Here is a 24,478-nt window from a genome sequence, read left to right on the forward strand (position 1 = left end):
CCGGGGCTCGGCCGGCGACCGGTGTCGGGCGCCGACGCGAGCAGCGAACGCCCGCCTGCCCCACGTGGATGAGGCGGCTCAGACCGTGCCGGACGGTCCCGGGGTGCTCGCGCGCACGACCACCTCGACGGGCAGGTCGGACTGCGCCCAGTCGTCGTCGACGACCGCGCGGAACGCCTGATACCCCGCCTCGTTCAGCGGCACCCGCACGGTGGTGAGCGCGGGGGTGACGTCGCCGCTCGCGGAGACGTCGTCGAAGCCGCACACGGCGATGTCCGTGCCGACCTCGCGCCCGGCGGCCCGGATCGCGGACATCGCGCCCAGCGCGACCACGTCGCTCATGCCGAACACCAGAGTGCCGGATGCGACGCCCTCCGCCAGCGCCGCGGTCATGGCCACAGCTCCCGACTCCCGCCGGAAGTCGCCGCGGTGGATGCGCTCCACGCGCCCTCCGTCCGATGCGAACCCGCGGGCGAAGCCGTTCAGCCGGTCATCGGAGGTGCGCACGCCCTCGGCGGCGCCAATGCCGATCGCCGTGCGGTAGCCGAGCGCGGCCATGCGCCGCCCGAGCTCCTCGGCGCCGCCCGCGTTGTCGATCACGATCGAGCGCCCGCCGTTGCCGTTCCGGTCGGCGCCGGAGGCATCGCCGAACGTCACGACGCGACCGCCGAAGCGCTCGAAGGCCTCCAGCTCCGAGTTCCCGGATCCGCTGTCGCCCGACTCCGCGCGGGATGCGGCGAGGATCAGTCCCTGCGGGCGCTGTCCGCGCAAGGCCCTCAGGATCCGGTTCTCCCGCTCCTGGTCGCGCTCGGTGATCGAGATCGTCACGACGAGACCGCGCTCGTCGGCGCCCCGGGCGACCCCGGCGGCGATCTGACCGAAGTAGGGGTCGGCGATGTCGGCGACGAGCAGGGCGATGACCGGCGAGCGGCCGCGAGCGGTCGCCTGGGCCGACACGTTCGGGGTGTAGCCGAGCTCCTCCGCCGCACGCTCGACCCGTTCGCGGAAGGCCCCCGCGACCTTGCGTGCGGAGCCGTTCAGCACGCGTGATGCGGTCGCCAGCGACACACCCGCCTCGCGGGCGACGTCCTGCAGCGTCGCCGCGTGCGGCGCCCCGGACCCTGCACCGAACGTGCTCCGCGCCGACGCATCGGCACCCGTCGGGGAAAGGCTTTCCGGGCTCATGCCCCGAGCATAGTGCCCCGAGGGCGCTGCTCCCGCGGGCACGCGGACGACGGAACGACCGTCCGCCGACCTCAACATCCGGGACGGGCAATCGGTTGCCGATCCACCACCGGAACGTGGCCTCCGGACCTCAGGCGATGCGATCGAGCGATGTCGGATCGATCCGGTGCTGCAGTGCCTCGCCGGCAGCCCAGCGCCGCAGCTCGGCAGCGACGAGCCGCCCCATCGCCGCGCGGTCCTCACCCATGGATCCGGCCACGTGCGGCGTCAGCTCGACGTTCTCGAGCGTCCACAGCGGCGAGGACTCCGCGGGCGGCTCCTCCACGGTGACGTCCAGCAGAGCCGTGAGGTCGGGGCGCTCCTGCCAGACCGCCACGAGTCCGTCCTCGTCCACGAGTCCGCCCCGCGCGGTGTTGATGAGCGTCGCGCCCTCCGGCAGCCGGCGGAGCAGCGCGGCGTCGATCATCCCCGTCGTCGCCGGCAGCAGCGGCGCATGCAGGCTCACGACGTCGGCGGTGGCGAACAGCTCCTCGAGACCGACGAGTTCGACGCCGACCTCGGCCGCCGCTGCCGCATCGGCGAACGGATCCGCGGCGAGCAGCCGGAGCCCGCTGCCCTCCAGCCGCTCAGCGACCCTGCGCCCGATCTCGCCGAGCGCCACGAGCCCCACGGTGCGCCCGCGCGCGCCGGACGCCGCACCCGCCGCGGCGAGCTGCCGTTCCCGGGCGTAGCGGCGCCGCGCGGCCGGCACGCCGCGTGCGGCGAGCACGATCTGTGCGACGGCGATCTCGGCCACGGGGTCGGCGTTCGCGGCGGCGGCCGAGACGACCGCGACCCCGCGCGCCCAGACCTCGGGGGCGATCATGTGCTTGACCGAGCCGGCCGCATGCAGCACGCCGCGCAGGTGCGGAGCGCGCTCCAGCAGAGCGCCGTCCACGACCGGCGCGCCCCAGCCGGTCAGCAGCAGTTCGGTGTCCCGAAGCGCATCCGGCTGATCCGCCAGCTCGTCCGCGGTGAGGAACGGTCGCTCCAGCGTCACGGTAGCGTCGATCATGGCCAGCACCTCGTCCGGGTAGACGTCGTGGCGACGCCGCTCCTCCATGACCAGCCGCGCGCGCATCCGCTCGCCCATTCCGACTCCCCTCTTCGCCGCGACGGGCGAAACATCCGATCAATGATTGACAGCGTCTGCGGACCTACATTAGATTCGCGATCGACGCCTTGCAAAGTGGCAAGCGTTTGCCAAACCGACGGAGAACCCCATGCACAGCAGAATCCTGCGCACCGCCGCCCTGATCGGCGTCGCCACCCTCGCCCTCGCGGGCTGCTCGAGCACAGGCTCGGGCGCTCCGGCCGGCGTGAAGCAGAACGAGAAGTCGACCCTCGAGATCTGGATCCGCACCACCCCGGGCAGCCCGAGCGAGACCGCGCAGAAGGCGATGGTCGCCGCGTTCGAGAAGAAGACCGGCTACAAGGCCGAGCTCACCGCGATCTTCGACGACTTCGAGACCAAGCTCGCCCAGCGCGCGGGGCAGAAGGATCTGCCTGACATCGTCATGAACGACATCAGCCAGCTCGGCACGATGCACACGCAGGGCATCGTCCGCGAGGTGAGCGCCAAGGACGTGCCCCACGCCAAGGATCTCACCCCTCAGGCCGCCACCGCAGGCAAGGCGACCGACGGCAAAACCTACGCGATCCCCTACTCCGCGCAGGCGAACGCCCTGCTGGTCCGCAGCGACTGGCTGCAGAAGCTCGGCCTGCAGGCTCCGAAGACCTGGGACGACCTGAAGGCCGTCGCGAAGGCGTTCACCACCCAGGATCCGGACGGAAACGGTCAGAACGACACCTACGGCCTCGCCGTGCCCGCGTCGACCAAGCGCGGCTACGCCTCGTGGTACTTCTCCAACTTCCTGTGGGCCGCGGGCGGCGACTTCATCAAGAAGTCGGGCGGCGGCTACCTCCCCGCGATGAGCGATCCGGCCTCGGTCGAGGCGATGGAGTGGTTCCGGGGTCTGCAGTGCGACGCCAAGGTCATGCAGCCCGGCGCCGTCAGCATGGACACCCCGCCCACCAACGAGGCCTTCGAGACCGGAGTGGCCGGGATGTACCTGACCGGGCCGTACATGCTGCCGCGGTTCGACAAGTCCCTCGGCGCCGACAAGTACGAGGTCGTCCCCGCACCCGAGGGCCCGAAGGACGCCGCGGTGCTCGCCGAGGGCGGCGCGATCTACCTCATGGCCGGATCCGAGAACCAGAAGGGCCAGAACGCGTTCGCCGACTGGTACATCGGCGCCGACGCGCAGAAGGCCGGCATGGAGGGCACGAACGGGACGTTCAGCGTGCAGCTGCCGGTGAACAAGACCGTGAAGGTGTCCGACGTGCGCGACGACAAGCGCTGGGAGACCTTCGCGACCGCCTACCAGGAGGACGGCCGCTACGCGCCGAACATCCCGAGCTGGACGCCGGTGCGTCAGATGACCGCCGACACCGTGAACGCGCTGCTCGCCGACTGCTCGCTCGACCTGAAGGCGGAGCTCTCCGACCTCGACGGCAAGCTCACCGCCGAACTGCTGACGCAGGGGATCCTCAAGAAGTGACGATCGACATCGTGGACACCGCACGCGCGGGATCCGCGCCGAGCACGGCGACGGAGGCCCTCCTGGTCCCGTCGCCGGCTCGGCGCCGCCGGCGGCGCACGCAGGGGCAGTGGTGGATCCCGTGGGCGTTCCTCACCCCCGCGCTGCTGCTCTTCCTGGTGTTCCGCTACATCCCGATGGTGCAGGCCGTCTCGATGTCGGTGGAGAACGTCCGCCCCTACCTCGGCAACGAGTTCGTCGGGCTCGCGAACTACCAGACGATCCTCTCGTCGGCCGACTTCCGCGACGCGACGATCAACACGCTCGTCCTCGCCTTCGGGCAGACCGCAGGAAGCCTCGGCGTCGGCTTCCTGCTGGCCCTGCTGCTGGAGGGCCAGACCCGCAAGCTCTCGTTCCTGCGCTCCGCCGCGTTCCTGCCCGTGGTCGTGCCCATGGCCGTCATCGCCGAGCTCTGGCGGATCATGTACTACCCGGCGGCGGACGGCTTCCTGAACTCGATCATCGGCCTCGTCGGGCTCGGCCCCAGCGAGTACATCAACGATCCGAGCACCGCGATGGGATCCATCATGGTGATGGGGATCTGGCGCGGCGCGCCGTACGACATGATGATCATCCTGGCCGGGCTCGCCGGCATCGACCGGGGTCTGTACGAGGCGGCGACCGTCGACGGGGCGAACCGCTGGCAGCGGATCCTGCACGTGACCCTGCCAGGCCTGCGCCCCGTGTTCACGATCCTGTTCATCCTCGCCGCCGTACGCGGCTTCCGGGTGTTCACCGAGGTGTTCCTGATGACCAACGGCGGCCCGAACGGCGCGACCGAGGTCGTCATGACCCTGCTCTACAAACTCGGCCTGGAACAGGGCAAGCTCGGCGTCGGCTCCGCCGGTGCGGTGCTGCTGTTCCTCGCGACGCTGGTGCTGACGGTCTTCGTGCAGCTCATCACCCGCAGGAGGAAGGACGCATGAGCGCCGGCACCGACACCGCCCTCGGACTGACCGAGAGCCGCACTCCCCTCGCGATCGCCGTCAAGGTCGTGCTGTACGCCGTCGTCGCGATCCTGTTCGCAGGCCCGCTGATCGCGCTGCTCGTCGGCGCGTTCGGCGAGGTCTCGGATCCGACCGAGCTCAGCGTCATCCCGACGCGGCCGACGCTTTCGAACTTCGGGATCGCGATCGACTACGGCGTGCTGAAGTACCTGGCGAACTCGTTCTTCGTGGTCGGGTTCGGCCTGCTGCTGCAGGTCATCGTCTCGGTGCTCGCCGGGTATGCCCTGGCCCGCAAGCGGTTCCGCTTCTCGGCGCTGGTGATGGTCGCGATCCTCGCGACCATGATGCTGCCGGAGGAGATCCTCGCCCTGCCGCTGTCGATCCTGCTGTCGGATCTGCCGCTCGTGCACATCAACCTGATGGGAACGCTGGCCGGCATGATCGTGCCGCTGGGCGCCTGGGCGTTCTCGATCCTCGTGATGACCGAGTTCATGAAGGACGTGCCGATCGAGCTGGAGGAAGCCGCCCGCATCGACGGCGCCGGGGAGCTCCGCGTGTTCGCGCAGATCATCGTGCCGCTCTGCAAGCCCGCCCTCGGCGTGGTCGGGGTGTTCGGGTTCACGATGATCTGGGATCAGTACCTGCTGCCGCTGCTCGTCTCCACCAGCAACGCCACGTACACGCTGCCGCTCGCGCTGCGCACGCTGCGCATCGATCCCGAGGTCACCCCTGGCGTCATCATGGCGGCCTCGCTGCTGGCGCTCGCCCCGTCGGTGATCGTGTTCCTGCTCTTCCAGCGGTCCTTCGCGCGGGGCCTCACCTCTGGCGCGCTGAAGGGCTGATCGTGACGGTGCTGCAGATCGACGGCGTGGTGGGACTGCGCGACGTGGGCGGGATCCCCGCCGGATCCGCCCGCGTCCGCCCCGGGCGGCTGTACCGCTCCGGCGCGCTGTCGGATGTCGACCGGCGCGGGGCGGAGCAACTGCGCGCCCGGGTCGGCCGGATCGTCGATCTGCGCTCGGACGACGAGGTCGCCGAAGCCCCGACGGTGCTGGCCGATGTGGAGATCGTCCGCCTCCCGCTGTACCACGGGTCGCCGCGCTCGTTCTTCCTGGACGGTTACGACCTCGCCGGGATCTACCGGCACCTGCTGGCGGAGTCGATGCCCGAGCTCGTCGCCGCGATCCGCGCGATCGCCGAGGGCGAGGCCGTCCTGGTGCACTGCACCGCAGGCAAGGACCGCACCGGACTCGTGATCGCGCTCGCCCTGGCGGCGGTCGGGGCAGACCGCGACGAGGTCGTGGCCGACTACGCCCTCACCTCATCGCTCATCCCCGAGGCCCGCCGCCGCGCCACCTCGGAGCGGCTGCGCCGTGCCTACCCGCAGTCGCCGCACGCCGCCGCGCTCGCCACGGAGTCGCCTGCCGCGGTCATGCGGGACGTGCTCGCCGAGATCGACGCCACGCACGGATCCGTCCGAGCACTGCTCGCCGCACACGGGATGACCGCGGAGGAGCTCTCGGCGCTGGACCGCGCCCTGCTCGATGCCGAGCCGTGCCCGCCGGCACCGGGGCAGACGCCGCTCACCGCCCACCCCCGCGATGCCCAGACCTCTCCCGCCGTCGACCCCGCCCCCGGAGACCGCATGCCCGCCCCTGCAGACCTGACCTGGTTCGTCGACGCCCGCCTCGGCATGTTCGTGCACTGGGGGCTGTACTCCCTCGCCGCGCGGCACGAGTGGGTCAAGAGCCGGGAACGGTTGAGCGACGCCGATTACGAGTCCTACCGCGCGCACTTCGACCCCGACCGGTTCGACCCGCGCGCGTGGGCTCGCATCGCGCGCGAGGCAGGGGCCGGCTACGTCGTGCTCACCGCCAAGCACCATGACGGCTTCTGCCTGTGGGACTCGGCCCTGACCGACTACACCACGATGAACACGCCGTTCGGCCGGGATGCGGTGGCCGAGTTCGTCGCAGCGTGCCGGGCCGAGGGCCTGCGCGTGGGTCTGTACTACTCGCTCATCGACTGGCACCACGAGTCCTTCCCCGTCGACGGCACGCATCCGCAGCGCGACGACGAGGAGTTCAAAGCCGCCACCGTCGACCGCGACGTGCGCGACTACCAGCCGTACCTGCACGGCCAGGTGCGCGAGCTGCTCACGCAGTACGGGCGCATCGACTACCTGTTCTTCGACTTCTCCTACACGCACCGCCCCGACTACTGGGGCGGCAAGGGCGCGGAGGACTGGGACGCGGAGAACCTCCTCGCCCTGGTCCGGGAGCTGCAGCCGGGGATCATCGTGAACGACCGGCTCGGGATCCCCGGCGACATCGTCACGCCGGAGCAGTACCAGCCGCTCGCGCCGATGACCCGCGACGGCGAAGAGGTGCCCTGGGAGGCGTGCCAGACGCTCAACGGCAGCTGGGGCTACGACCGCGACAACCATGAGTTCAAGACCGCCGAGTCCCTCATCCGCCTCCTCGTCGACGGGGTGTCGAAGAACGGCAACCTGCTGCTGAACATCGGCCCCGACGGCCGCGGCAGGCTCGGCAGGGATGCCGAGGAGATCTTCGGCGGGATCGGCACGTGGATGGACGATCACGCGCGGGCCATCCGCGGTGCCGGGCCCGCGCCGTTCACTCCGCCGGCCGATGTGAGGTACACGCTGCGCGGTGACCGGCTCTACGCCCACCTGTTCGCCTGGCCGTTCAAGCACCTGCATCTGCCGGGCCTCGCGGGGCGGGTGCGCTACGCGCAGCTCATGACCGACGCCTCCGAGCTCGTGCCGCTGCACGTGGATCCGGATCGGGTCGCGCAGAACACCCTCATGGGCGGACTGCCGTCCGGCACCCTCACCCTTCAGCTCCCGATGCAGCGCCCCGACACGGCCGTGCCCGTCGTGGAGCTGTTCCTGACCGACGACGCGATCGCCTGAGGATCCGCCCGCCGCACCGCCGCCCAGCCCACCCACGGTCCCCGAGCCATCCAGGGGACCGCCGTCGCCCCTGCGCCGAGACCCGGCGTCGGGCCATTTCTCAACGAGGAGGATCCATGAAGAGACGCACTTTCATCCTGTCCGCCGCCGGTGCCGCTCTGGCGCTGACGGGCATCCCGGGCGCAGCACAGGCCGTCGGACCCCGTGCGGGCATCGTGCCCGGGTTGGACGGCCGCGGCCCGTACACGTCGGTGTCGGATCTGGCCGCCCTGCAGACCGCGATCGACACGGCCCAGGAGGGCGCGACGATCGTCGTCGCGAACGGCACGTACGCCGTGCCGGACGGATCCCCGATCCGGCTCGCGGGCGTGAGCGGTCGCTGGAACAAGCACCTCACGATCATGGCCGAGAGCGTCGGCGGCGTCACGTTCACGGGCGCGCAGAGCTTCGTGTTCGACGGCGCCCACCACGTGACTCTCAGCGGGTTCGTGTTCACGCAGTCCACCACCTTCGAGATCCCCGCCTCGTGCCAGGCGATCACGCTCAGCCGCAATGAGTTCGTCCTGGCCGACATCGAGGGTCTGCACAACGTGATGGTGCGCGCCGACGACACCGTGATCGAGTACAACCACTTCCACGGCAAGTCGACGCTGGGCATCTACCTCGGCATCGAGGGCGGCCAGCCCACCGACATGGCCCAGAACGTGCACATCCACCACAACTACTTCTCGGACCACACCTTCCCCGGCGACAACGGCGGCGAGCCGATCCGCCTGGGCGTGAGCCCCCGGGCGCTGAGCAGCGCGCACGCGATCGTCGAGTACAACCTGTTCGAGCGGTGCAACGGCGACCCCGAGGCGATCTCGGTGAAGTCGAGCGACAACACGGTGCGGTACAACACCATCCGGGATTCCCTCGGCGGCATCGTGCTGCGGCACGGCAACCGCACCCGGATCGAGTCGAACCACATCCTGAACGGCGAGAACGGCATCCGGATCTACGGCAACGACCACGTGATCGTGAACAATCTCATCACGGGGATCAACGGCTCGGCGATCGTGATCGGCTGCGGCACGCTGCGAGACCACTACGAGGGCGAGCCCTCCACCTCGCGCACGAAGAACGATGCACCCGACCGGGTGCGGATCGCGCTGAACTCGCTCATCGACGTGGGCGGCGGCATCATCGGCGAGACCGCGCGGCCGATCGAGCCGGACGACTGCGTGATCGTGGACAACCTCGTCGTCTCGGACCGCGGTTCGCTCGCGCTCGTCCCGAAGTCGAAGAACTTCACGTGGTCGGGCAACATCCTCTGGGGTGCGGCGGCGGACGGCGACGCGCCCGCGACCGGATTCACTCGGGTGGATCCGCTCCTGGCACTGGACGACGAGGGCCTGCCTCGCATCGGCGCGGGCAGCCCCGCGATCGATGCCGCGACCCAGGACCACACGGCGTGGGTGAGCGACGACATCCTGGGCCGCCATCGCACTGGGGCCGCCGACATCGGTGCGCACGAGTACTCCGCCGCGCACGCGCGGCGCGCGCCGCTGCACACGGGGGATGTCGGCCCGTTGAGCGCCTGAGCGGCCGAGGGCCTGAGGGCCGAGGGCCTGAGCACGAAGGAGGCCGGATCGGGGTGGGCTCCGATCCGGCCTCTCCTCGCGTGCTCCCTGCCGGCTTCTGAGCGGCGGGTTTGGCATTCGGTTGCCACGGTGGATCCGGCGCGCCTGGCCCTCCCGCAGCCACGGAGAGGGCGCCGGACTCGAAGTCCGGCGCCCTCTCGACTCGGGGGCGCTCGTCCCGCCTACGGGGCGCTGGGGCCGACGTTCGCTGTGGTGAGCGGGGCCCGCGTCGCCGGGCTGCTCGTCACCTCCTGGGCGCCGATGTCGTACACGCCGGTGCGCGCACGCCCGTCGAGATCGTCGGTGACCCAGTCGGCGTGGTTGGCCTGCGTCGCCGCGTTCACGGCCGGGCTGGACGCGGCGATCTTCCAGGTTCCGGCGGCATCCTGCGCGAGCTGCGGATCCACCCGCGTGAAGCCGACCTTCGGGATGTTGCCGTTGGCCGCGGCGCCCCAGATGATGTTGCCCCGCCAGTAGAAGTCCTGCATGAGCGGGACGTTGCCGAGGTAGCCCGTCTGCCCGCGCACGATGTTGTCCACGATCGTCACGTTGAGCGGCGGAACCGTGCGGTTCGTCTCGCCGATGATCCCGCCTCCGTTGTCGACCAGGGTGTTCAGTGCGATCCGGATCCGGTCGGGGGCGTCGTTGCCCTTCCTGTCATCCGCCGGCTCCCCCTCGTAATGGTCGCGCTCGGTACCGGATCCGATCACGATGCCTTCCTTGCTGAGCCCGGCCACGTAGTTGTTCACGATGACGTGGTCGTTGCCGTAGATGCGGATGCCGTTGGCGCCGCCGATGATCCTGTTGCCGACCACCGTGTTGCCGTTGCCGTGCCGCAGCACGATGCCGCCGAAGCTGTCGCGGACGGTGTTGTACCGGATCGTGTTGCCGCTGGACTTCACCGAGATCGTCTCCGGGTCGCCGTTGGCCCTCTCGAAGAGGTTGTTCTCGACGATGGCGCCGGCCGTGCTGAGCGCGCGCGGGCTGACACCGAGGCGGATGCACTCGCCGCCGTTCTTACCGGCGAAGCTCTGGTCGGAGAAGTAGTTGTGGTGCACCTTGACGCCGGTCGCCATCTCCGTCGTCCCGGCCCCCTCGATGCCCAGATAGACGCCGATCGTGCTCTTGCCATGGAACCAGCTGTACTCGACGACGGAGTCGTCCGCGCGCACGATCAGGTTGTGCTCGGCGCTCTGCGCGAAGGCGAACTCGTCACGACTGAACGTGATCGCGCGGCTGTCGGCGGGGACCTCGAGCGTCGTGGACTGGGTGAACCGGAAGCCCCGCAGCACGACGTCGTGCGCGCCCGAGAAGGTGAAGCTCGAGGCGCCGGTGAGGGTCACTCCGCCGACCGACTCCGCAGTGATCGTCACCGGGTTCCCCGACGCCCCGCCGCCAGCGACGGCGATAGCGGATCCGACCGCGTAGGTGCCGTTCTTCAGGGTGATCGTGTCGCCGGGCTGTGCGGCGGCGATCGCCGTCTGCAGCTGCGCCAGCGTGCTCACGGTGGACGTCGTCGTCACGGTGGCGCCTCGGGATGCCGCGGCGGCGGCGTGAGCGAGGTCGAGAGAGGAGGCGGGGCGTTCGGCGGCGCTCGCGACGCCCGCGCCGCTGAGCGCGAGGCCCGCGGCCGCGACGACCGCGAGCAGTGTTCGAGTGGTCTTCATCTGGGGTTCCGATCTTCTTCGATGGATCTCTGCCTGCGATGCCGGACGACGACCGCGACACGCACCTGTCCTGCGACGCAGGACGTCTTCGTGCAGCGCGCGGCGGATCTTGTGGGAAAACTGCCTTCCGTCCGATCATGTCGATCTCGCGCCCAGATGGCAAGCGTTTGCCATACATTTGGCGAGCCGTCGTCACCTCGTCGAGGACGCACCCTCTCCGTCAGGTGAGGTAGGCGCGCAGTGCCGCTACTTCCGCCGCGAGCGCCGCCGGGTCATCGTCCGGCACGAACTCGAGAAGGGCGTCGCGCGGCGGCACAGGGGCTGCGGCCGCGGCGGCGAAGAACGCCCGCCACAGCCCGTCGCGGGCGGTGAGGGGCAGCCGCTGGGTCGCGGGCCACCAGGAGAACACGTGCGCGGCCGAGACGTGGTCGGCGATCCGCTCGTACTCGGCCACCGCGACCGCGTCGGACGCCGACACGGTGGGCTGCCAGTACGTCCCGAGATGCGGGCTGCCGACCTCCTCCAGCACGCGGAGCGTCTGCTCGGCATCGTCGGCGAGCGTGCGCCCATGGAACTCCAGCGCGAGCGAGATCCCCCGACTCCCCGCTTGCTCGGCAGCGACGGCAAGGGCGTCGACGGTCGCTGCCCGCTCCGCCGCGGTGGCGTCCGCCGAACCGATGCGGCCGGCCCATACCCGGATCCGGTCCGCGCCGAGCGCCTCGGCCGAATCCAGGACCGGGGCGATGTCCTCCCCGTGTTCCGCGCGGAAGTACGAGCCGTACGAGGCCACGGCCAGCCCGGCATCGGCCGTGATCCGTGCGACCTCGGCGGCGCGCACGGCATCGCCCGGGGGCACGTGCACATCGCCGCCCCATTCGATCGCCTTGAGCCCGGCGCTCGCTGCGAGCGCGGCGATCGCCGCCGGATCCAGCTGCCGGAAGGTCACGGAGCACAGCCCGGGTCGGATGGTCATGGGATCAGCCTTTCATGTGGCGTCGGCGGGATTGGGTGTTCCGGACTCAGTCAAATTCGGCGTTCATGGTCGGGTTCTCGCCCACATGGGTCCGAATCGACTGAGTTTCGAACGCCGCGCCGCGGGCATGGTCCTCTGAGCGACCCTCAGCGCCCTTCGTCTCTCTGCGCGCGCTCAGGGACCACGCACGAAAGTCCCTGGGCGAGGAACCCAGCGACGAGACGAAGGCGCGCGAGCCATGGGCGCATCCAGGCCCCTCAGCCGAGGTGGGGCGAGATCGCCGCGCCGAACGACTCGGCAGTGCGGCGCACGACCTCGGCCGGATCCTCCGCCCAGATGTCGGCGTTGAAGATCTCCACCTCGATGTCGCGGTCGTACCCCGTCGCCACGACGGCCCGGGTGAGCGAGGCGAAGTCGATGACGCCGTCGCCCGGGTAGTGCCGGCTGAGCAGCACATCGGCGGGCAGCGGCGTCTTCCAGTCGCACACCTGGTAAGTCGCGATGCGCCCCTCCCGGCCAGCACGGGCGATCTGGTCGAGAACCTGCGGATCCCACCAGATGTGGAACGTGTCGACCGTCGCACCGACCACCGTCGGGTCGAAGTCGGCCGCGATGTCGAGCGCCTGCCCGAGCGTGGAGACGACGCAGCGGTCGGATCCGAACATCGGGTGCAGCGGCTCGATCGCGAGGGTCACTCCGGCGGCGGCGGCATCGGTCGAGAGCTCGCCGATCGCGTCGCGCACTCGTTCGCGGGCGCCGATCAGGTCGCGGGATCCCTCGGGCAGCCCGCCGGCGACCAGCACCAGGATCGCTGTGGACCCCTCCGCCCCGGCGGCGGCGAGTGTCGCGGTCTCCTCGATCGCGCGGCGGTTGTCGCCGAGCGCGGCGACGCGCTCCGGCCCGGCCGGCAGTGTGAAGAACCCGCCGCGGCAGTGCGTGGTGAAGCGCAGTCCGGAGTCGGCGAGCATCCGCGCCGCCACGTCGAGCCCGACTTCGTTCACAGGCTCGCGCCACAGGCCGATGCCCTGCACACCCGCCTCGGCCGTGACGCGGAGCGCGGTGGCGAGGTCGGCGTACTTGATCGTGGCCTGGTTGATCGACAGGCGAGGGTCGACGGCGGTCATGCGGTCACTCCGTTCAGGGCGAGCATGCCGTGCCACCGCTCGCGCGCGAGCTCCGGATCCTCGAGCGCGAGCGAGGCGTTCGCGAGCTCGACGATGCGGCTGAGGTGCGGCAGGCTGCGCGCGGAGTGCAGGCCGCCCACCATCTGGAACGCGGGCTGGTGGCCGTTCAGCCAGGACAGGAATGCGACGCCGGTCTTGTAGTAGAACGTGGGCGCGGCGAATACCTGCCGGCTGAGCTCCTCCGTCGGACCGAGGATCTCGAGGTAGCGGGCCGGATCTCCGGCGTCGAGCGCCTGGATCGCGGCCGAGGCGACCGGGGTGATCGCGGCGAAGGCCCCGAGCAGCGCGTCGGAGTGGGCACGGCGGGCGCTGGAGCGAACCTCGTGCTCGCCGACAGCACGTGTTGTCGCCGAGTGCACACCCTGTTCACGCGAAGAAGGTGTGCTCTCGGCGAGTTCATGTACACTCGCCGGGCCGAAGCCCGCACCGGCAACACCGTCGCCGCCCGCCGCGCCGTCGGCCGGATCCTCGCCGCCGATGAGTCCGACGTAGTTGAAGTCGTCGCCGGTGAACATGCGCACGCCCTCGGGAAGCTGCTCGCGCACCGCGATCTCGGATTCGGCGTTCAGCAGGCTCATCTTGACGCCCGCGACCTTGCCCGGGTTCTCCGCGATGATCCGCAGCAGCGTCCCGGACGCGTCGCGCCAGTCACCGGATCCGAAGTATCCCTCCAGCTGGGGGTCGAACGCGGTGCCGAGCCAGTGCAGCACGACCGGCGTGGTCGCCTGCTGCAGCACCGCGGCGTACACGCGCAGGTAGTCGGTGCGCGACTCCGCCACGCGGGCGAGGTGACGGGAGGCCATCAGCACGGGGCCGGCGCCCTGCTCCTCGGTGAAGTGCAGCTGCTCGACGTAGGCGTCGATCACCTGCGGCAGCGAGATGCGCTCCGCCTCGACGTGGTCGGTGTTGACGCCGACGACGACGGATCCGCCCTCCTCCCAGGCGACCGCGGCGCTGCGGGCGATGAGCTCACGGGTCGCCGCCGCATCGAGGCCCATGTTGCGCTGTGCGGTGTCCATGGCGTCGGCGACGCCCAGACCCCACGAGTACACGTTGCGGCGGAACGCGAGCGTCGCTTCCCAGTCGATGTCGGCCGGCCGGCCGGGGGTGTTGTCGGCGTGCACCTTCGGCACCACGTGCGCCGCGGCGTAGGCCACGCGACTCTGCAGCGGTGCGGTCGGACGCTCGTAGGCGCCGGCGTCGTTGAGCTCGGCCTCGGAGGTCGCACCGTCGGCCGCGAGGAGGCGGATCGTCGTCATCGTGCGCCTCAGCCCTCGTTCGAGCCGGCCGGGCTCAGCGCGGGCAGCGCGATCTTGCGCCCCTCGACGGAGGACTGCAGGCCCGCCTCGGCGAGCTGCACGCCGCGGGCGCCGGCCAGCAGGTCGAAGGCGTAGTCGGTACCGAGCACGTAGGACTCCAGGTACTCCTCCCACTGCTGACGGAAGCCGTTCAGGAAGACGTCGTTCACCGGCACGTCGGCCCAGTCGGCGTCGTAGTCGTGCGCGTCGGCCAGGTCAGGGTTCCACACCGGCTTCGGGGTGGCGTTGCGGTGCTGGATCTTCGCGCCGAACAGGCCGACGACGGCGGATCCGTGCGTGCCGTCGACCTGGAACTCGACCAGCTCATCCCGGTTCACGCGCACGGTCCAGCTGGAGTTGATCTCGGCGATGACGCCGCCCTCGAGCTCGAAGATCCCGTACGCCGCGTCCTCGGCGGTGGCGGTGTAGTGCTCGCCGTTCTCGTCCCAGCGGTCGGCGATGTGCACCGCGGCCTGAGCGTAGACGCTCTTGACCTCGCCGAACAGGTTCTCCATGACGTAGTTCCAGTGCGGGAACATGTCGCTGATGATTCCGCCGCCGTCCTCGGTGCGGTAGTTCCAGCTCGGACGCTGGGCGGGCTGCCAGTCGCCTTCGAACACCCAGTAGCCGAACTCTCCGCGCACGGACAGGATCCGCCCGAAGAAGCCGGAATCGATGAGGCGCTTGAGCTTCTGCAGACCGGGCAGGTAGAGCTTGTCATGCACGACGCCGGTCTTGACCCCGGCCGCCTGCGCCAGACGGGCGAGCTCGAGTGCCTCCTCAACCGACTCGGCGGTGGGCTTCTCGGTGTAGATCGCCTTGCCCGCGGCGATGGCCTTGCGGATCGCGGTCGCCCGCGCCTTGGTGATGAGGAAGTCGGCGTAAATCTCCCACTGCGGATCCGCGAGCGCGGCGTCGAGGTCGGTCGTCCAGTCTTCGATGCCGTGCTTGGCGGCGAGTTCGGCGAGCTTCTGCGCGCTGCGGCCGACGAGGATCGGCTTCACGGTGACGCGGGTGCCGTCGGGCAGCTCGATGCCGCCCTGCTCGCGGATCGCGAGGATCGAGCGCACCAGGTGCTGGCGGTAGCCCATGCGCCCGGAGACGCCGTTCATGATGATGCCGATCTCGCGGGTGGTGCTCTCAGCCACGGTGCTTCCTTCGTCTCATGCTCGCCCGGCGGTTCATTCGTGGATACCGATTCGGGTAAGCGCTTTCCAGTTGGATCATCTTGACACGGGAACACGCTTACCGCAAGACGGGCGCCGTGGCTCGAGGGGGCGCCCCGCCCGCCCGTAGCGGCGATCCCGCCACCAGGCCGGGACCGGGACGGGCACCCCAGGACCCCAGCGCCCAAGCATCGGCACCAGCACCAGCACCCCAGCACCCCAGCACCCCAGCACCCCAGCACCCCAGCACCCCAGCACCCCAGCACCCCAGCACCCCAGCACCCCAGCACCCCAGCGCCCCAGCATCGGCATCAGCAGCGCCACCTCCGCCGTCCCGCCACCTTCATCGCGTCATCGTCGACGCTCAGGTCGCACTTTCTGCTCCAAAACGCCACGGGAAGAGCAGAAAGTGCGACCTGAACGGAAGAAGCGGAGCCCGAGGGACGGATCCGGACGACGAAGTCGAAACGCGGACGCGGAGCCGAAGGGCGGCAGCGAATCTCGGATCCGAGGGCTCGCAGGGTGGCAACGAATCCCGAACCCGGAGGGCGTGCGGGGCCACGCGCTGGTGCAGGGATACGCGCTCGTGCGGGGCTAAGCGCTGGTGCGGACGATCAACGCGGGCGTCAGCAGAGCCGGATCCGGCGCATCCCGCCCCTCGACCCGGTCGACGACGAGGCGCACAGCCTGCTCGCCGAGCGCGGCGAAGTCCTGCCGGATCGTGGTCAGCGGCGGGCGGAACTCGGCCGCGTCGGCGATGTCGTCGAAACCGAGCACGACGACGTCCTCGGGCACGCGCCGGCCGGCGTCGGCGAGCGCGCGCAGCAGGCCGAGCGCCATCTGGTCATTGGCAGCGAAGACGGCGGTCACCGATGCATCGGCGGCGAGCACTCCGCCACGGTCGTGGCCCGAACCCGCACTCCAATCCCCGCGCACCGGGTCGGGGATCCGAAGCTCCCGCGCGGTGAGCTCCTCCCGCCAGCCGCGCTCGCGCTCCGCCGCGGCGAACGAGCCTTCGGGCCCCGCCAGGTGGTGCACGGTCACGGCCCCGCGGTCCAGCAGGTGTGCGGTCGCCGCACGAGCGCCCGCCGCATGGTCGGTGCCGATGACGGTGAACCGCGGGTCGGCGGGAGAGTCCACGACGACGAGGGCGAGCCCGGCCGGATCCGCGTCACGGGCCAGCGCGGAGGCCTCGTTCAGCACGATCGCCCCGTCGACGCCCTGGTCGTGAAGCCGATCGAAGGCTTCGCCGATGCGCCCCTCGGCCCCGAGGGTGACGACGGCGAGCGCGTAGCCCCGCGCCTCCGCGGCCTCGGCGACGGCCTGCAGGAGCGCGGAGTTGCCGACCGTGGCGAGGGTCTGCGCGACCACGCCGAGAGTCTCGGATCGCCCCGTGCGCAACGCCCGAGCGGCGCGATGCGGACGGTAGCCGAGCTCGGCCATGGCCTCTTCGACCCGTTCCCGCGTGGCCGGATCCACTCGGGGGCTGTCGTTCACGACGCGGGAGACTGTCTGCCCGGACACCCCGGCACGTGCGGCGACCATCGCCATCGAGACGCGCCCGGTCGGTTTCGGACCGCGCCGAGCTGACGCGGACGACTCTCCGCCGGCGATCCGCCGCAGCTCCTCGAGCTCGTCGTCGTGCTTCGGCATCGGCCCGCCTCTCCCCTGCCGGCCCCTGCGCGTGCCGATCTCAGGAGTGTTGACGCTATCACGCCGCGTGCCCTATCGTGTTTACGTGAACATGGAAATCGAGCCTGAGTTCGGCACAGCCACTGGCGCCGCCGCGGCCTCGGGTAGCACGGCCGAAGCTTCCGGCACTGCGGCGGCCTCCGGACCCGGCACCTCCGTCGAGGTCACTGCGCTCGGCGCCGGCGTGGTCAAGCGCGCCACGCGCCTCGCCGACGGCCGCGACCTCATCTACTACGACGACGCCGGATCCGCCCTCACCGCGGATCGCTCGATCGATTCCCGCACCCTGGATCCCCGCCCCGAGACGGCGACGATGCGCCAGGACGTGCTGACCGGCGACTGGATCACGTTCGCCACCAAGCGCCAGACCCGGGTGATGATGCCGAGCGCAGATGCGGATCCGCTCGCACCCCAGTCTCCGACGAACCCCTCCGAGGTGCCGTCGCGCTACGACGTGGCGGTGTTCGAGAACCGCTCCCCGTCGTTCGGCCCGGCACTCGCCGATGCCGCCGGCGCCGCCCCGGCCGCGGTCGACCCGCCCCAGGGCCTCGCCGACCTCGAGGCGATCGGCATCGAGCGCACCCGCACCAGCGTGGGCCGGTGCGAGGTCGTCTGCTTCAGCCCCGAGCATGCGGGGTCCTTCGGCACGCAGTCGGTCGCCCGTGCGCGCACCGTGATCGAGGCCTGGGCCGACCGCACCGCGGCCCTGAGCGCGCTGCCCGGCATCGAGCAGGTGTTCCCGTTCGAGAACCGCGGCGAGGCGATCGGCGTCACCCTCCCCCATCCGCACGGGCAGATCTACGCCTACCCGTACGTGACCCCGCGCACGCAGCGGCTGCGCGAGAGCATCGCCCGCACCGGCTCCGATCTGTTCGACCGGATCCTGGACGCCGAACAGCGATCGGAGCGGGTCGTGCTGCAGGGCGAGCACTGGACCGCGTTCGTGCCGTTCGCCGCGCGCTGGCCGCTCGAGGTGCAGCTGATGCCGCACCGGCACGTGCCCGACTTCACCGCGCTGGACGACGCCGAGCGCGACGAGCTCGCCCCGCTCTACCTACACCTGCTGCGCGGCGTGGACGCACTCTACGAGACGCCCACCGCGTACATCGCCGCCTGGCACCAGGCGCCCGTGCACGTCGGACGCGACGAGATCCGGATGCGGCTCGAGCTCACCAGTCCCCGTCGCGCCGCGGACAAGCTGAAGTTCCTGGCCGGATCCGAGTCGGCGATGTCGGCATGGACCGCCGAGATCCTGCCCGAGGACGCCGCCGCGCGCCTGCGCGACGCGATCGCATCCGTCCCCCTGCCCGTCGAGGAGACCCGATGACCCCCGCTCGCGCCACCGACCCCGTGGTCGCCACCGAGCCCACCGCCGTCACCGCCGCGGCTCCCGCGTCGCCCGCGGTCGGCGCCGCGCCCACCGCCGCCACCCCCGCGGCCTCCGCCTCCACGCCCCCTGCGGTCGGCGCCGCGACGGAACTGTTCCGCAGCCTGACCGGATCCGAGCCCATGGGCGTCTGGTCGGCCCCTGGGCGCGCGAACCTCATCGGCGAGCACACCGACTACAACGACGGGTTCGTGCTGCCCTTCGCGATCCAGCACCGCACAGCCGCCGCCGTGCGCCTGCGGGTCGACGGGCGGATCCGCGTCGCCTCCACGTTCGCCGAGGAGCCGGTCGAGGTCGCGCTCGACGATCTCGAGACGCTCTTCCCGTCCGACGGCGCCGCGGGGCGAGCCCAGGGACCGACCGTCCCGGAATGGGCGGCCTACCCCCTCGGCGTGGCATGGGCACTGCGCGCCCTGGTTCCCGCCTGGGCTGCGGGAACCTTCGCCGGCATCGACATCGCGATCGCCTCCGAGGTGCCGGTCGGTGCCGGCCTGTCGTCGTCCGCCGCGATCGAGGGCGCGACGGGCGCCGCCCTGAACGAGCTCTGGGGCCTCGGCCTCGATGCGGTGTCGCTCGCCCAGGCGGGCCGCCGCGCCGAGAACGAGGCCGTGGGTGCCCCGACCGGGATCATGGATCAGATGGCGTCGACGCTCGGGCAGGCCGACGCCGCGGTGTTCCTGGACTGCCGCACGCTGGAGACCCGCTCGATCCCGCTCGGTTTCGCGGAGGCCGGGCTCGAGGTGCTCGTGATCGACACGGGCGTGAAGCACGCCCACTCCACGGGCGGCTACCGCGAGCGCCGCGAGTCCTGCGAACGCGGGGCCGCCGCCCTCGGCGTGGCAGCGCTGCGAGACGTGACCGAGGCGGATCTGCCGCGCGCCGCGGAGCTGCTCGACGACGTCGACTTCCGCCGAGTGCGCCATGTCGTGACCGAGGACCAGCGCGTGCTCGACACGGTCGCGGCCCTCGCCGCACACGGACCGCGCGCGATCGGCGACCTGCTCGTCGCCTCGCACGCGTCGATGCGGGACGACTTCGAGATCTCGATCCCCGAGCTCGACACGGCCGTCGACACCGCCTTGGCGCACGGCGCGATCGGGGCGCGCATGACCGGCGGCGGGTTCGGCGGCGCCGCGATCGCCCTCGTCGACCACGACCGCGTGCCGGCCGTCTCGGAGGCCGTGCGCACGGCGTTCGCCGAGGCCGGCTTCGCCGAGCCGCACCTGTTCACGGTCGTCCCCTCGGCCGGCCCGCACCGCGACGTCTGATCCGCCGGATCCCCTGCCTCTTGACCGCGAGACTTCATCTGCGCAACGAGACTGCAGTCCAGATGAGCAGTCTCGTTACCCAGATGGAGTCTCGCGGTCAGCACGGGCCGGTACGTGATCGGGGTGCAGGTTCGAGCCTCGGAGAGTCGCGAACTCGCGGATCCGGCCATCCGCTCCGCCCTGGCGAACCTCCAGCAAGCCCCCTGCCAGAATGAGACCCGCGCAACCGCGCGACGGAAGGAGACCCATGTCCTGGCTTGTCACCGGCGGCGCCGGCTACATCGGATCGCACGTGGTGCGCGCGCTCGCGGAGGCCGGGCTCACGCCGGTCGTGCTGGACGATCTCTCCAGCGGCGTCGCATCGTTCGTGCCCGAGGGCGTCGCCTTCGTGCAGGGCAGCATCCTCGACCGGGACCTGATCGAGCGGACCCTCCGCGAGCACGCCGTGCAGGGCGTGATCCACGTGGCCGGGTACAAGTACGCCGGGGTCTCGGTGCAGCGCCCGCTGCACACCTACGCGCAGAACGTCGAGGGCACGCGCGTGATCCTCGAGGCGATGGCCGCGGCCGGCGTCGCGAACATCGTGTTCTCCTCGAGCGCCGCGGTGTTCGGCACGCCCGACGTCCCGCTCGTCGTCGAGGAGACCGAGAAGCGCCCAGCCAGCCCCTACGGCGAGTCGAAGCTCATCGGCGAGTGGCTGCTGCGCGACCAGGCTGTCGCGACCGCCGGATCCGAGACACCTCTCGTGCACACGTCGCTGCGCTACTTCAACGTCGTCGGATCCGCGGATCCGTCCGTCTACGACGTGAGCCCGCACAACCTGTTCCCGATCGTGTTCGAGAAGCTGCTCGCGGGCGAGACACCGCGCATCAACGGCGACGACTACGCCACCGAGGACGGCACGAACGTGCGCGACTACGTGCACGTCGGCGACATCGCCGCCGCCCATGTCGCCGCCGCGCAGCGCATGATCGCCGGTGAGCCGATCGAGGCCGCCTACAACCTCGGATCCGGCGACGGCCTCTCGGTGCGCCAGATCATGGACGCGATGGCCCGCGTGACCGGCATCGCCTTCACACCCGAGATCGGTCCGCGCCGCCCGGGCGACCCCGACCGCATCGTCGCGACGGGAGAGCTCGCCGCGCGCGACCTGGACTGGCGGATGCGTCACACGGTCGACGAGATGGTGCGCTCCGGCTGGGAGGCACGCCGGCACGCCGGCTGATCAGGCATCAGGGATCCGACTCCGGGATCCGGCTCCGGCCGGCCCTCGGCATCACCGTTCACTGGTCGCGTATTGCCGTTCTCCGCGGTCCATAACGGCATTTCGCGACCAGTGAACGGGATGGGGTCCGCCTGAACGGGAAGGATCCGGCCTCGACGGCTGCCGACATGAGGAACGCGGCCTCCGCGACGGGAGGCCGCGTTCCGTGGGCCGAGCGGCGGACTACGCCTGCGGGGCGTTCGCGGCGGCGATCAGCTGGTCGACGCCCTCGCGGTTGAGGCCCCAGCCGAACGCGGGGAGGCGCCCGAGCGGGAACGAACCCATCATCTTCGCCATGGCCTCGCCCGACATGATGCCGTCGCCCTCGCCGCCGAACTGCTCCTGGATCGCGGCGAACGCGCCCGCGACCATCGGACCCGCGACCGGGTGCGCAAACACCGCGGCCAGCGTGGATTCGGGCGTGAGCGGGATCACGACCGCGTCCCCGGCGACGTCGACGGTCGCGGATCCGCGCAGGTCACGGCTCGATGCGCCGGCCTCGATGAGGTAGGCGCCGCCCTCGACGACGAAGCGGTCGACGCGGACGTCCCAGTACGCGAGGTCCTCCCGGCGCACGATCAGCTGCACGTCCGTGGTCGCCCCGGCGGCGATCTCGACCGACGCGAACGCCTTGAGCTCCCGCGGCGCGCGCTCCACAGCGGAGGCGACGGGCGCGACGTAGACCTGCACGACCTCGCGGCCGTCGCGGGATCCGGTGTTCGTGACGGGGACCGTCACCATGATGTCGCCCGACGCCGTGACCTCGGCGGAGACGGCGCCGTAGGCGAAGGACGTGTACGACAGGCCGTGGCCGAACGGGTAGGTCACCGCGATGTCGCGCGCGTCGTACCAGCGGTAGCCCACGAAGATGCCCTCGCCGTAGCGCACGTGCCCGTTCGAGCCGGGGAAGTTGCCGAACGCCGGGGTGTCCGCGATGCGGTGCGGAATCGTCTCGGCGAGCCGGCCCGACGGGTTCACCGCGCCGAGCAGCACGTCGACAGTCGCGGATCCGCCGGCCTGGCCCAGCAGCCACGCCTCGACGATCGCCGGCACGCGGTCGGCGAACGGCAGCGCCACGACGGAGCCGTTCGACAGCACGACGACCGTGCGCGGGTTCGCGGCGACGACGGCGTCGAGCAGGGCGAGCTGGTGCGCGGCGAGGTCGATGTGCTCGCGGTCGAAGCCCTCCGACTCCTCGGCGTCGGTGAGACCGAGGAAGACCACGGCGACATCGCGGGAGGCGGCGAGCGACACGGCCTCGTCGCGCAGGGCGTCCTGTCCGTCCGCCGCGGCATCGAAGGCGAAGCCCGGCGCGAACGCGACCCGCTCGCCGGCCACGGCGGTGAGGGCGTCGAGCGCGGAGTCGACGCGGGTCGGGTTGATGTGCGAGGAGCCGCCGCCCTGGAACCGCGGGGTGCGGGCGAACTCGCCGATGAGTGCGATCGAGGCGTCCTCGGCGAGCGGCAGCAGCGGAGCCCCGTCGACGGCCTCGTTGCGCAGCAGCACGATCGACCGTCCGGCGACCTCGCGGGCGAGGGCGTGGTGGGCTTCGACATCGAGCGGGCCGGCGACGTCCGGGCGCGCCTGGGCGCGACCAACGAGGTCGAGCACACGAGCGGCCGAGGCGTCCAGCGCAGCTGCGACGGCCGGGTCGGATCCTGCGGCGGCGGCCACGGCACGATCGGGGGCGCCGTCGCTGCCGGGCATCTCCAGGTCGAGTCCCGCGACGAGTGCGGCGACGCGGTCGTTCACCGCGCCCCAGTCGGAGACGACGAGACCCTCGAAGCCCCACTCGTCGCGCAGCACCTGCGTGAGCAGCCACGGGTCCTGCGACGCATACACGCCGTTGATCTTGTTGTACGAGCACATCACGGTCCACGGCTGGGCATCGGTGACGACGCGCTCGAAGCCGCGCAGGTAGATCTCCCGCAGCGGTCGGGGATCCACGTCGCTTGAGGCGGTCATCCGCTCGAACTCCTGGTTGTTCGCCGCGAAGTGCTTGAGCGAGCTGCCGACCCCCTGCGACTGGATCCCCTTCACGAGTCCCGCACCGATCACGCCGGACACGATCGGATCCTCGGAGACGTACTCGAAGTTGCGCCCGCACAGCGGCGACCGCTTGATGTTGATGCCGGGGCCGAGGATGACCGCGACGTCCTCGATCGCGGACTCCACGCCGAGCGCGACTCCGACCCGCTCGGCGAGCTCGGGATCGAAGGCGGATCCGAGTCCGGACGCCGGCGGGAAGCAGGTCGCCGGGACGCTCTGGCTGAGGCCGAGGTGATCGCTCTCCGCGGCCTGCTTGCGGAGGCCGTGCGGGCCGTCGGTGACCATGATCGACGGCACGCCGATGCGTTCGATGGGCTTGAGCGTCCAGAAGTCCTTGCCGCTGGTCAGCGACGCCTTCTCCTCGGTGCTGAGCTGGGGCAGGTGATCGCGGGGCGATGTCATTGTCGACTCCTTCGTGGACGACTCTCGGGTGACGGGCAGGGCCAGTCTCGGGTGACGGGCAGGGTCAGTCGATCAGGTTGTGGGATAAAAAGCAAGTATTACTCGGTTTTGAATCCATCGCAGCAGAGGCCGGGATAGTCTCGGGTCATGGCACGACGAGGTTCGTACGCGAAGGGCATCGCGAAGCGCGAGGAGATCCTGCACGCAGCCCTCGCGGTGGTCGCCCGCGAGGGCTATCACGGGGCCTCCGTGAAGGAGCTCGCCGAGGCGGTCGGCCTCAGCCAGGCCGGCCTCCTGCACTACTTCGACAGCAAGGACGAGCTGTTCGTCGAGATCCTGCGCACGCGCGATGAGGTCGACATGGCCGGCCATCTCGGGGCCGCGCGGGCCGCCGACCTCGACGAGATGCGCGACGGCTATCTCGACATCGTCCGCCACAACGCCCGCGTGCCGGGGCTCGTCGAGCTGTTCACCCGCCTCGCGGCCGACGCCGCGAACCCCGAGCACCCCTCCCGCGCCTTCTTCGCCGAACGCGGCGCCGGCCTGCGCGATCGATGGGCCGGGACGATCGCCGACGCTCAGGCCGAGGGCCGGATCCGCAGCGGCATCGATCCGATGCTGGCCGCGCGGCTGCTGCAGGCCGTCTCGGACGGCGCCCAGATGCAGCTGCTCGTCGAACCGGAGCTCGACATGACGGCCCTCATCGAGACGCTGTTCGACCTCATGCAGGCACCCGCGCCGGACTCGGTCGAGCAACCCCGGGGTCGTTGAGCGAGGGCGGCGCAGCCGCGTTCGTTGAG

General features: G+C 71.0%; 18 protein-coding genes. 9 read left to right on the top strand and 9 right to left on the bottom strand.

Annotation, left to right across the window (positions count from 1 at the left end; genetic code table 11):
• Positions 1-78 precede the first annotated feature (78 nt).
• Both AB4078_RS09065 and AB4078_RS09070 read right to left on the bottom strand, forming a co-directional pair.
• A complete protein-coding gene (locus AB4078_RS09065; protein ID WP_441976841.1) occupies positions 79-1,185 on the bottom strand; it encodes a LacI family DNA-binding transcriptional regulator in 1,107 nt (368 codons plus the stop codon).
• 130 nt (positions 1,186-1,315) lie between these two features.
• On the bottom strand, positions 1,316-2,317 hold the full coding sequence (locus AB4078_RS09070) for a hydroxyacid dehydrogenase (RefSeq protein ID WP_441976842.1): 1,002 nt from the start codon (positions 2,315-2,317) through the stop codon (positions 1,316-1,318).
• 130 nt (positions 2,318-2,447) lie between these two features.
• On the opposite strand from AB4078_RS09070, the gene AB4078_RS09075 reads away from it, so the two are divergent.
• The 5 genes from AB4078_RS09075 to AB4078_RS09095 all read left to right on the top strand — a co-directional run bounded on the left by AB4078_RS09075 (position 2,448) and on the right by AB4078_RS09095 (position 9,289).
• The gene (locus AB4078_RS09075) at positions 2,448-3,785 is read left to right on the top strand and encodes a sugar ABC transporter substrate-binding protein (RefSeq protein ID WP_441976843.1); all 1,338 of its coding nucleotides are present in this window, start codon (positions 2,448-2,450) and stop codon (positions 3,783-3,785) included.
• Complete coding sequence (locus AB4078_RS09080; protein WP_440734173.1) at positions 3,782-4,750, top strand: carbohydrate ABC transporter permease; 969 nt, start codon at positions 3,782-3,784, stop codon at positions 4,748-4,750. Before AB4078_RS09075 ends, AB4078_RS09080 begins: the two co-directional genes overlap by 4 nt.
• Positions 4,747-5,613, top strand: coding sequence for a carbohydrate ABC transporter permease (locus AB4078_RS09085; RefSeq protein ID WP_440734174.1), 867 nt, complete (start codon positions 4,747-4,749; stop codon positions 5,611-5,613). Before AB4078_RS09080 ends, AB4078_RS09085 begins: the two co-directional genes overlap by 4 nt.
• Before the next feature lie 2 nt (positions 5,614-5,615).
• The gene (locus AB4078_RS09090; protein ID WP_441976844.1) at positions 5,616-7,706 is read left to right on the top strand and encodes an alpha-L-fucosidase; all 2,091 of its coding nucleotides are present in this window, start codon (positions 5,616-5,618) and stop codon (positions 7,704-7,706) included.
• Positions 7,707-7,822: 116 nt separating this feature from the next.
• On the top strand, positions 7,823-9,289 hold the full coding sequence (locus AB4078_RS09095; protein ID WP_441976845.1) for a chondroitinase-B domain-containing protein: 1,467 nt from the start codon (positions 7,823-7,825) through the stop codon (positions 9,287-9,289).
• Positions 9,290-9,510: 221 nt separating this feature from the next.
• On the opposite strand, the gene AB4078_RS09100 is transcribed toward AB4078_RS09095, so the two are convergent.
• The 6 genes from AB4078_RS09100 to AB4078_RS09125 all read right to left on the bottom strand — a co-directional run bounded on the left by AB4078_RS09100 (position 9,511) and on the right by AB4078_RS09125 (position 17,167).
• Positions 9,511-10,995 carry a polysaccharide lyase 6 family protein gene (locus tag AB4078_RS09100; RefSeq protein WP_441976846.1) on the bottom strand — a complete coding sequence of 495 codons (1,485 nt, stop codon included), beginning with the start codon at positions 10,993-10,995 and terminating at the stop codon, positions 9,511-9,513.
• A gap of 220 nt (positions 10,996-11,215) precedes the next feature.
• Positions 11,216-11,968 (bottom strand): sugar phosphate isomerase/epimerase family protein, encoded by a 753-nt coding sequence (locus AB4078_RS09105; RefSeq protein WP_441976847.1) that lies wholly within the window; start codon positions 11,966-11,968, stop codon positions 11,216-11,218.
• Positions 11,969-12,225: 257 nt separating this feature from the next.
• Positions 12,226-13,092 carry a sugar phosphate isomerase/epimerase family protein gene (locus AB4078_RS09110; protein ID WP_441976848.1) on the bottom strand — a complete coding sequence of 289 codons (867 nt, stop codon included), beginning with the start codon at positions 13,090-13,092 and terminating at the stop codon, positions 12,226-12,228.
• Positions 13,089-14,411, bottom strand: coding sequence for a dihydrodipicolinate synthase family protein (locus tag AB4078_RS09115; RefSeq protein ID WP_441976849.1), 1,323 nt, complete (start codon positions 14,409-14,411; stop codon positions 13,089-13,091). The genes AB4078_RS09110 and AB4078_RS09115 overlap by 4 nt, the downstream gene beginning before the upstream one ends.
• Positions 14,412-14,419: 8 nt before the next feature.
• Positions 14,420-15,562 carry a Gfo/Idh/MocA family protein gene (locus AB4078_RS09120; protein ID WP_441976938.1) on the bottom strand — a complete coding sequence of 381 codons (1,143 nt, stop codon included), beginning with the start codon at positions 15,560-15,562 and terminating at the stop codon, positions 14,420-14,422.
• 648 nt (positions 15,563-16,210) lie between these two features.
• Positions 16,211-17,167 carry a LacI family DNA-binding transcriptional regulator gene (locus AB4078_RS09125; protein WP_441976939.1) on the bottom strand — a complete coding sequence of 319 codons (957 nt, stop codon included), beginning with the start codon at positions 17,165-17,167 and terminating at the stop codon, positions 16,211-16,213.
• A 187-nt stretch (positions 17,168-17,354) separates the two neighbouring features.
• Between AB4078_RS09125 and galT the strand changes: the two genes are divergently transcribed.
• The 3 genes from galT (at position 17,355) to galE (ending at position 21,188) form a co-directional block, all read left to right on the top strand.
• The gene (gene galT / locus AB4078_RS09130; protein ID WP_441976850.1) at positions 17,355-18,635 is read left to right on the top strand and encodes a galactose-1-phosphate uridylyltransferase; all 1,281 of its coding nucleotides are present in this window, start codon (positions 17,355-17,357) and stop codon (positions 18,633-18,635) included.
• Positions 18,636-18,817: 182 nt separating this feature from the next.
• Entirely contained in the window at positions 18,818-19,963 is a 1,146-nt protein-coding gene (gene galK / locus AB4078_RS09135; protein ID WP_441976940.1) for a galactokinase, read from the top strand.
• A 247-nt stretch (positions 19,964-20,210) separates the two neighbouring features.
• Positions 20,211-21,188 (top strand): UDP-glucose 4-epimerase GalE, encoded by a 978-nt coding sequence (gene galE / locus AB4078_RS09140; RefSeq protein WP_441976851.1) that lies wholly within the window; start codon positions 20,211-20,213, stop codon positions 21,186-21,188.
• A 222-nt stretch (positions 21,189-21,410) separates the two neighbouring features.
• On the opposite strand, the gene AB4078_RS09145 is transcribed toward galE, so the two are convergent.
• Entirely contained in the window at positions 21,411-23,678 is a 2,268-nt protein-coding gene (locus tag AB4078_RS09145) for a glycoside hydrolase family 3 C-terminal domain-containing protein (RefSeq protein ID WP_441976852.1), read from the bottom strand.
• A gap of 147 nt (positions 23,679-23,825) precedes the next feature.
• On the opposite strand from AB4078_RS09145, the gene AB4078_RS09150 reads away from it, so the two are divergent.
• Positions 23,826-24,449, top strand: coding sequence for a TetR/AcrR family transcriptional regulator (locus AB4078_RS09150; RefSeq protein ID WP_441976853.1), 624 nt, complete (start codon positions 23,826-23,828; stop codon positions 24,447-24,449).
• Positions 24,450-24,478 lie beyond the last annotated feature (29 nt).

The organism is Microbacterium sp. 2MCAF23 (assembly GCF_052115565.1).
GTDB lineage: Bacteria > Actinomycetota > Actinomycetes > Actinomycetales > Microbacteriaceae > Microbacterium.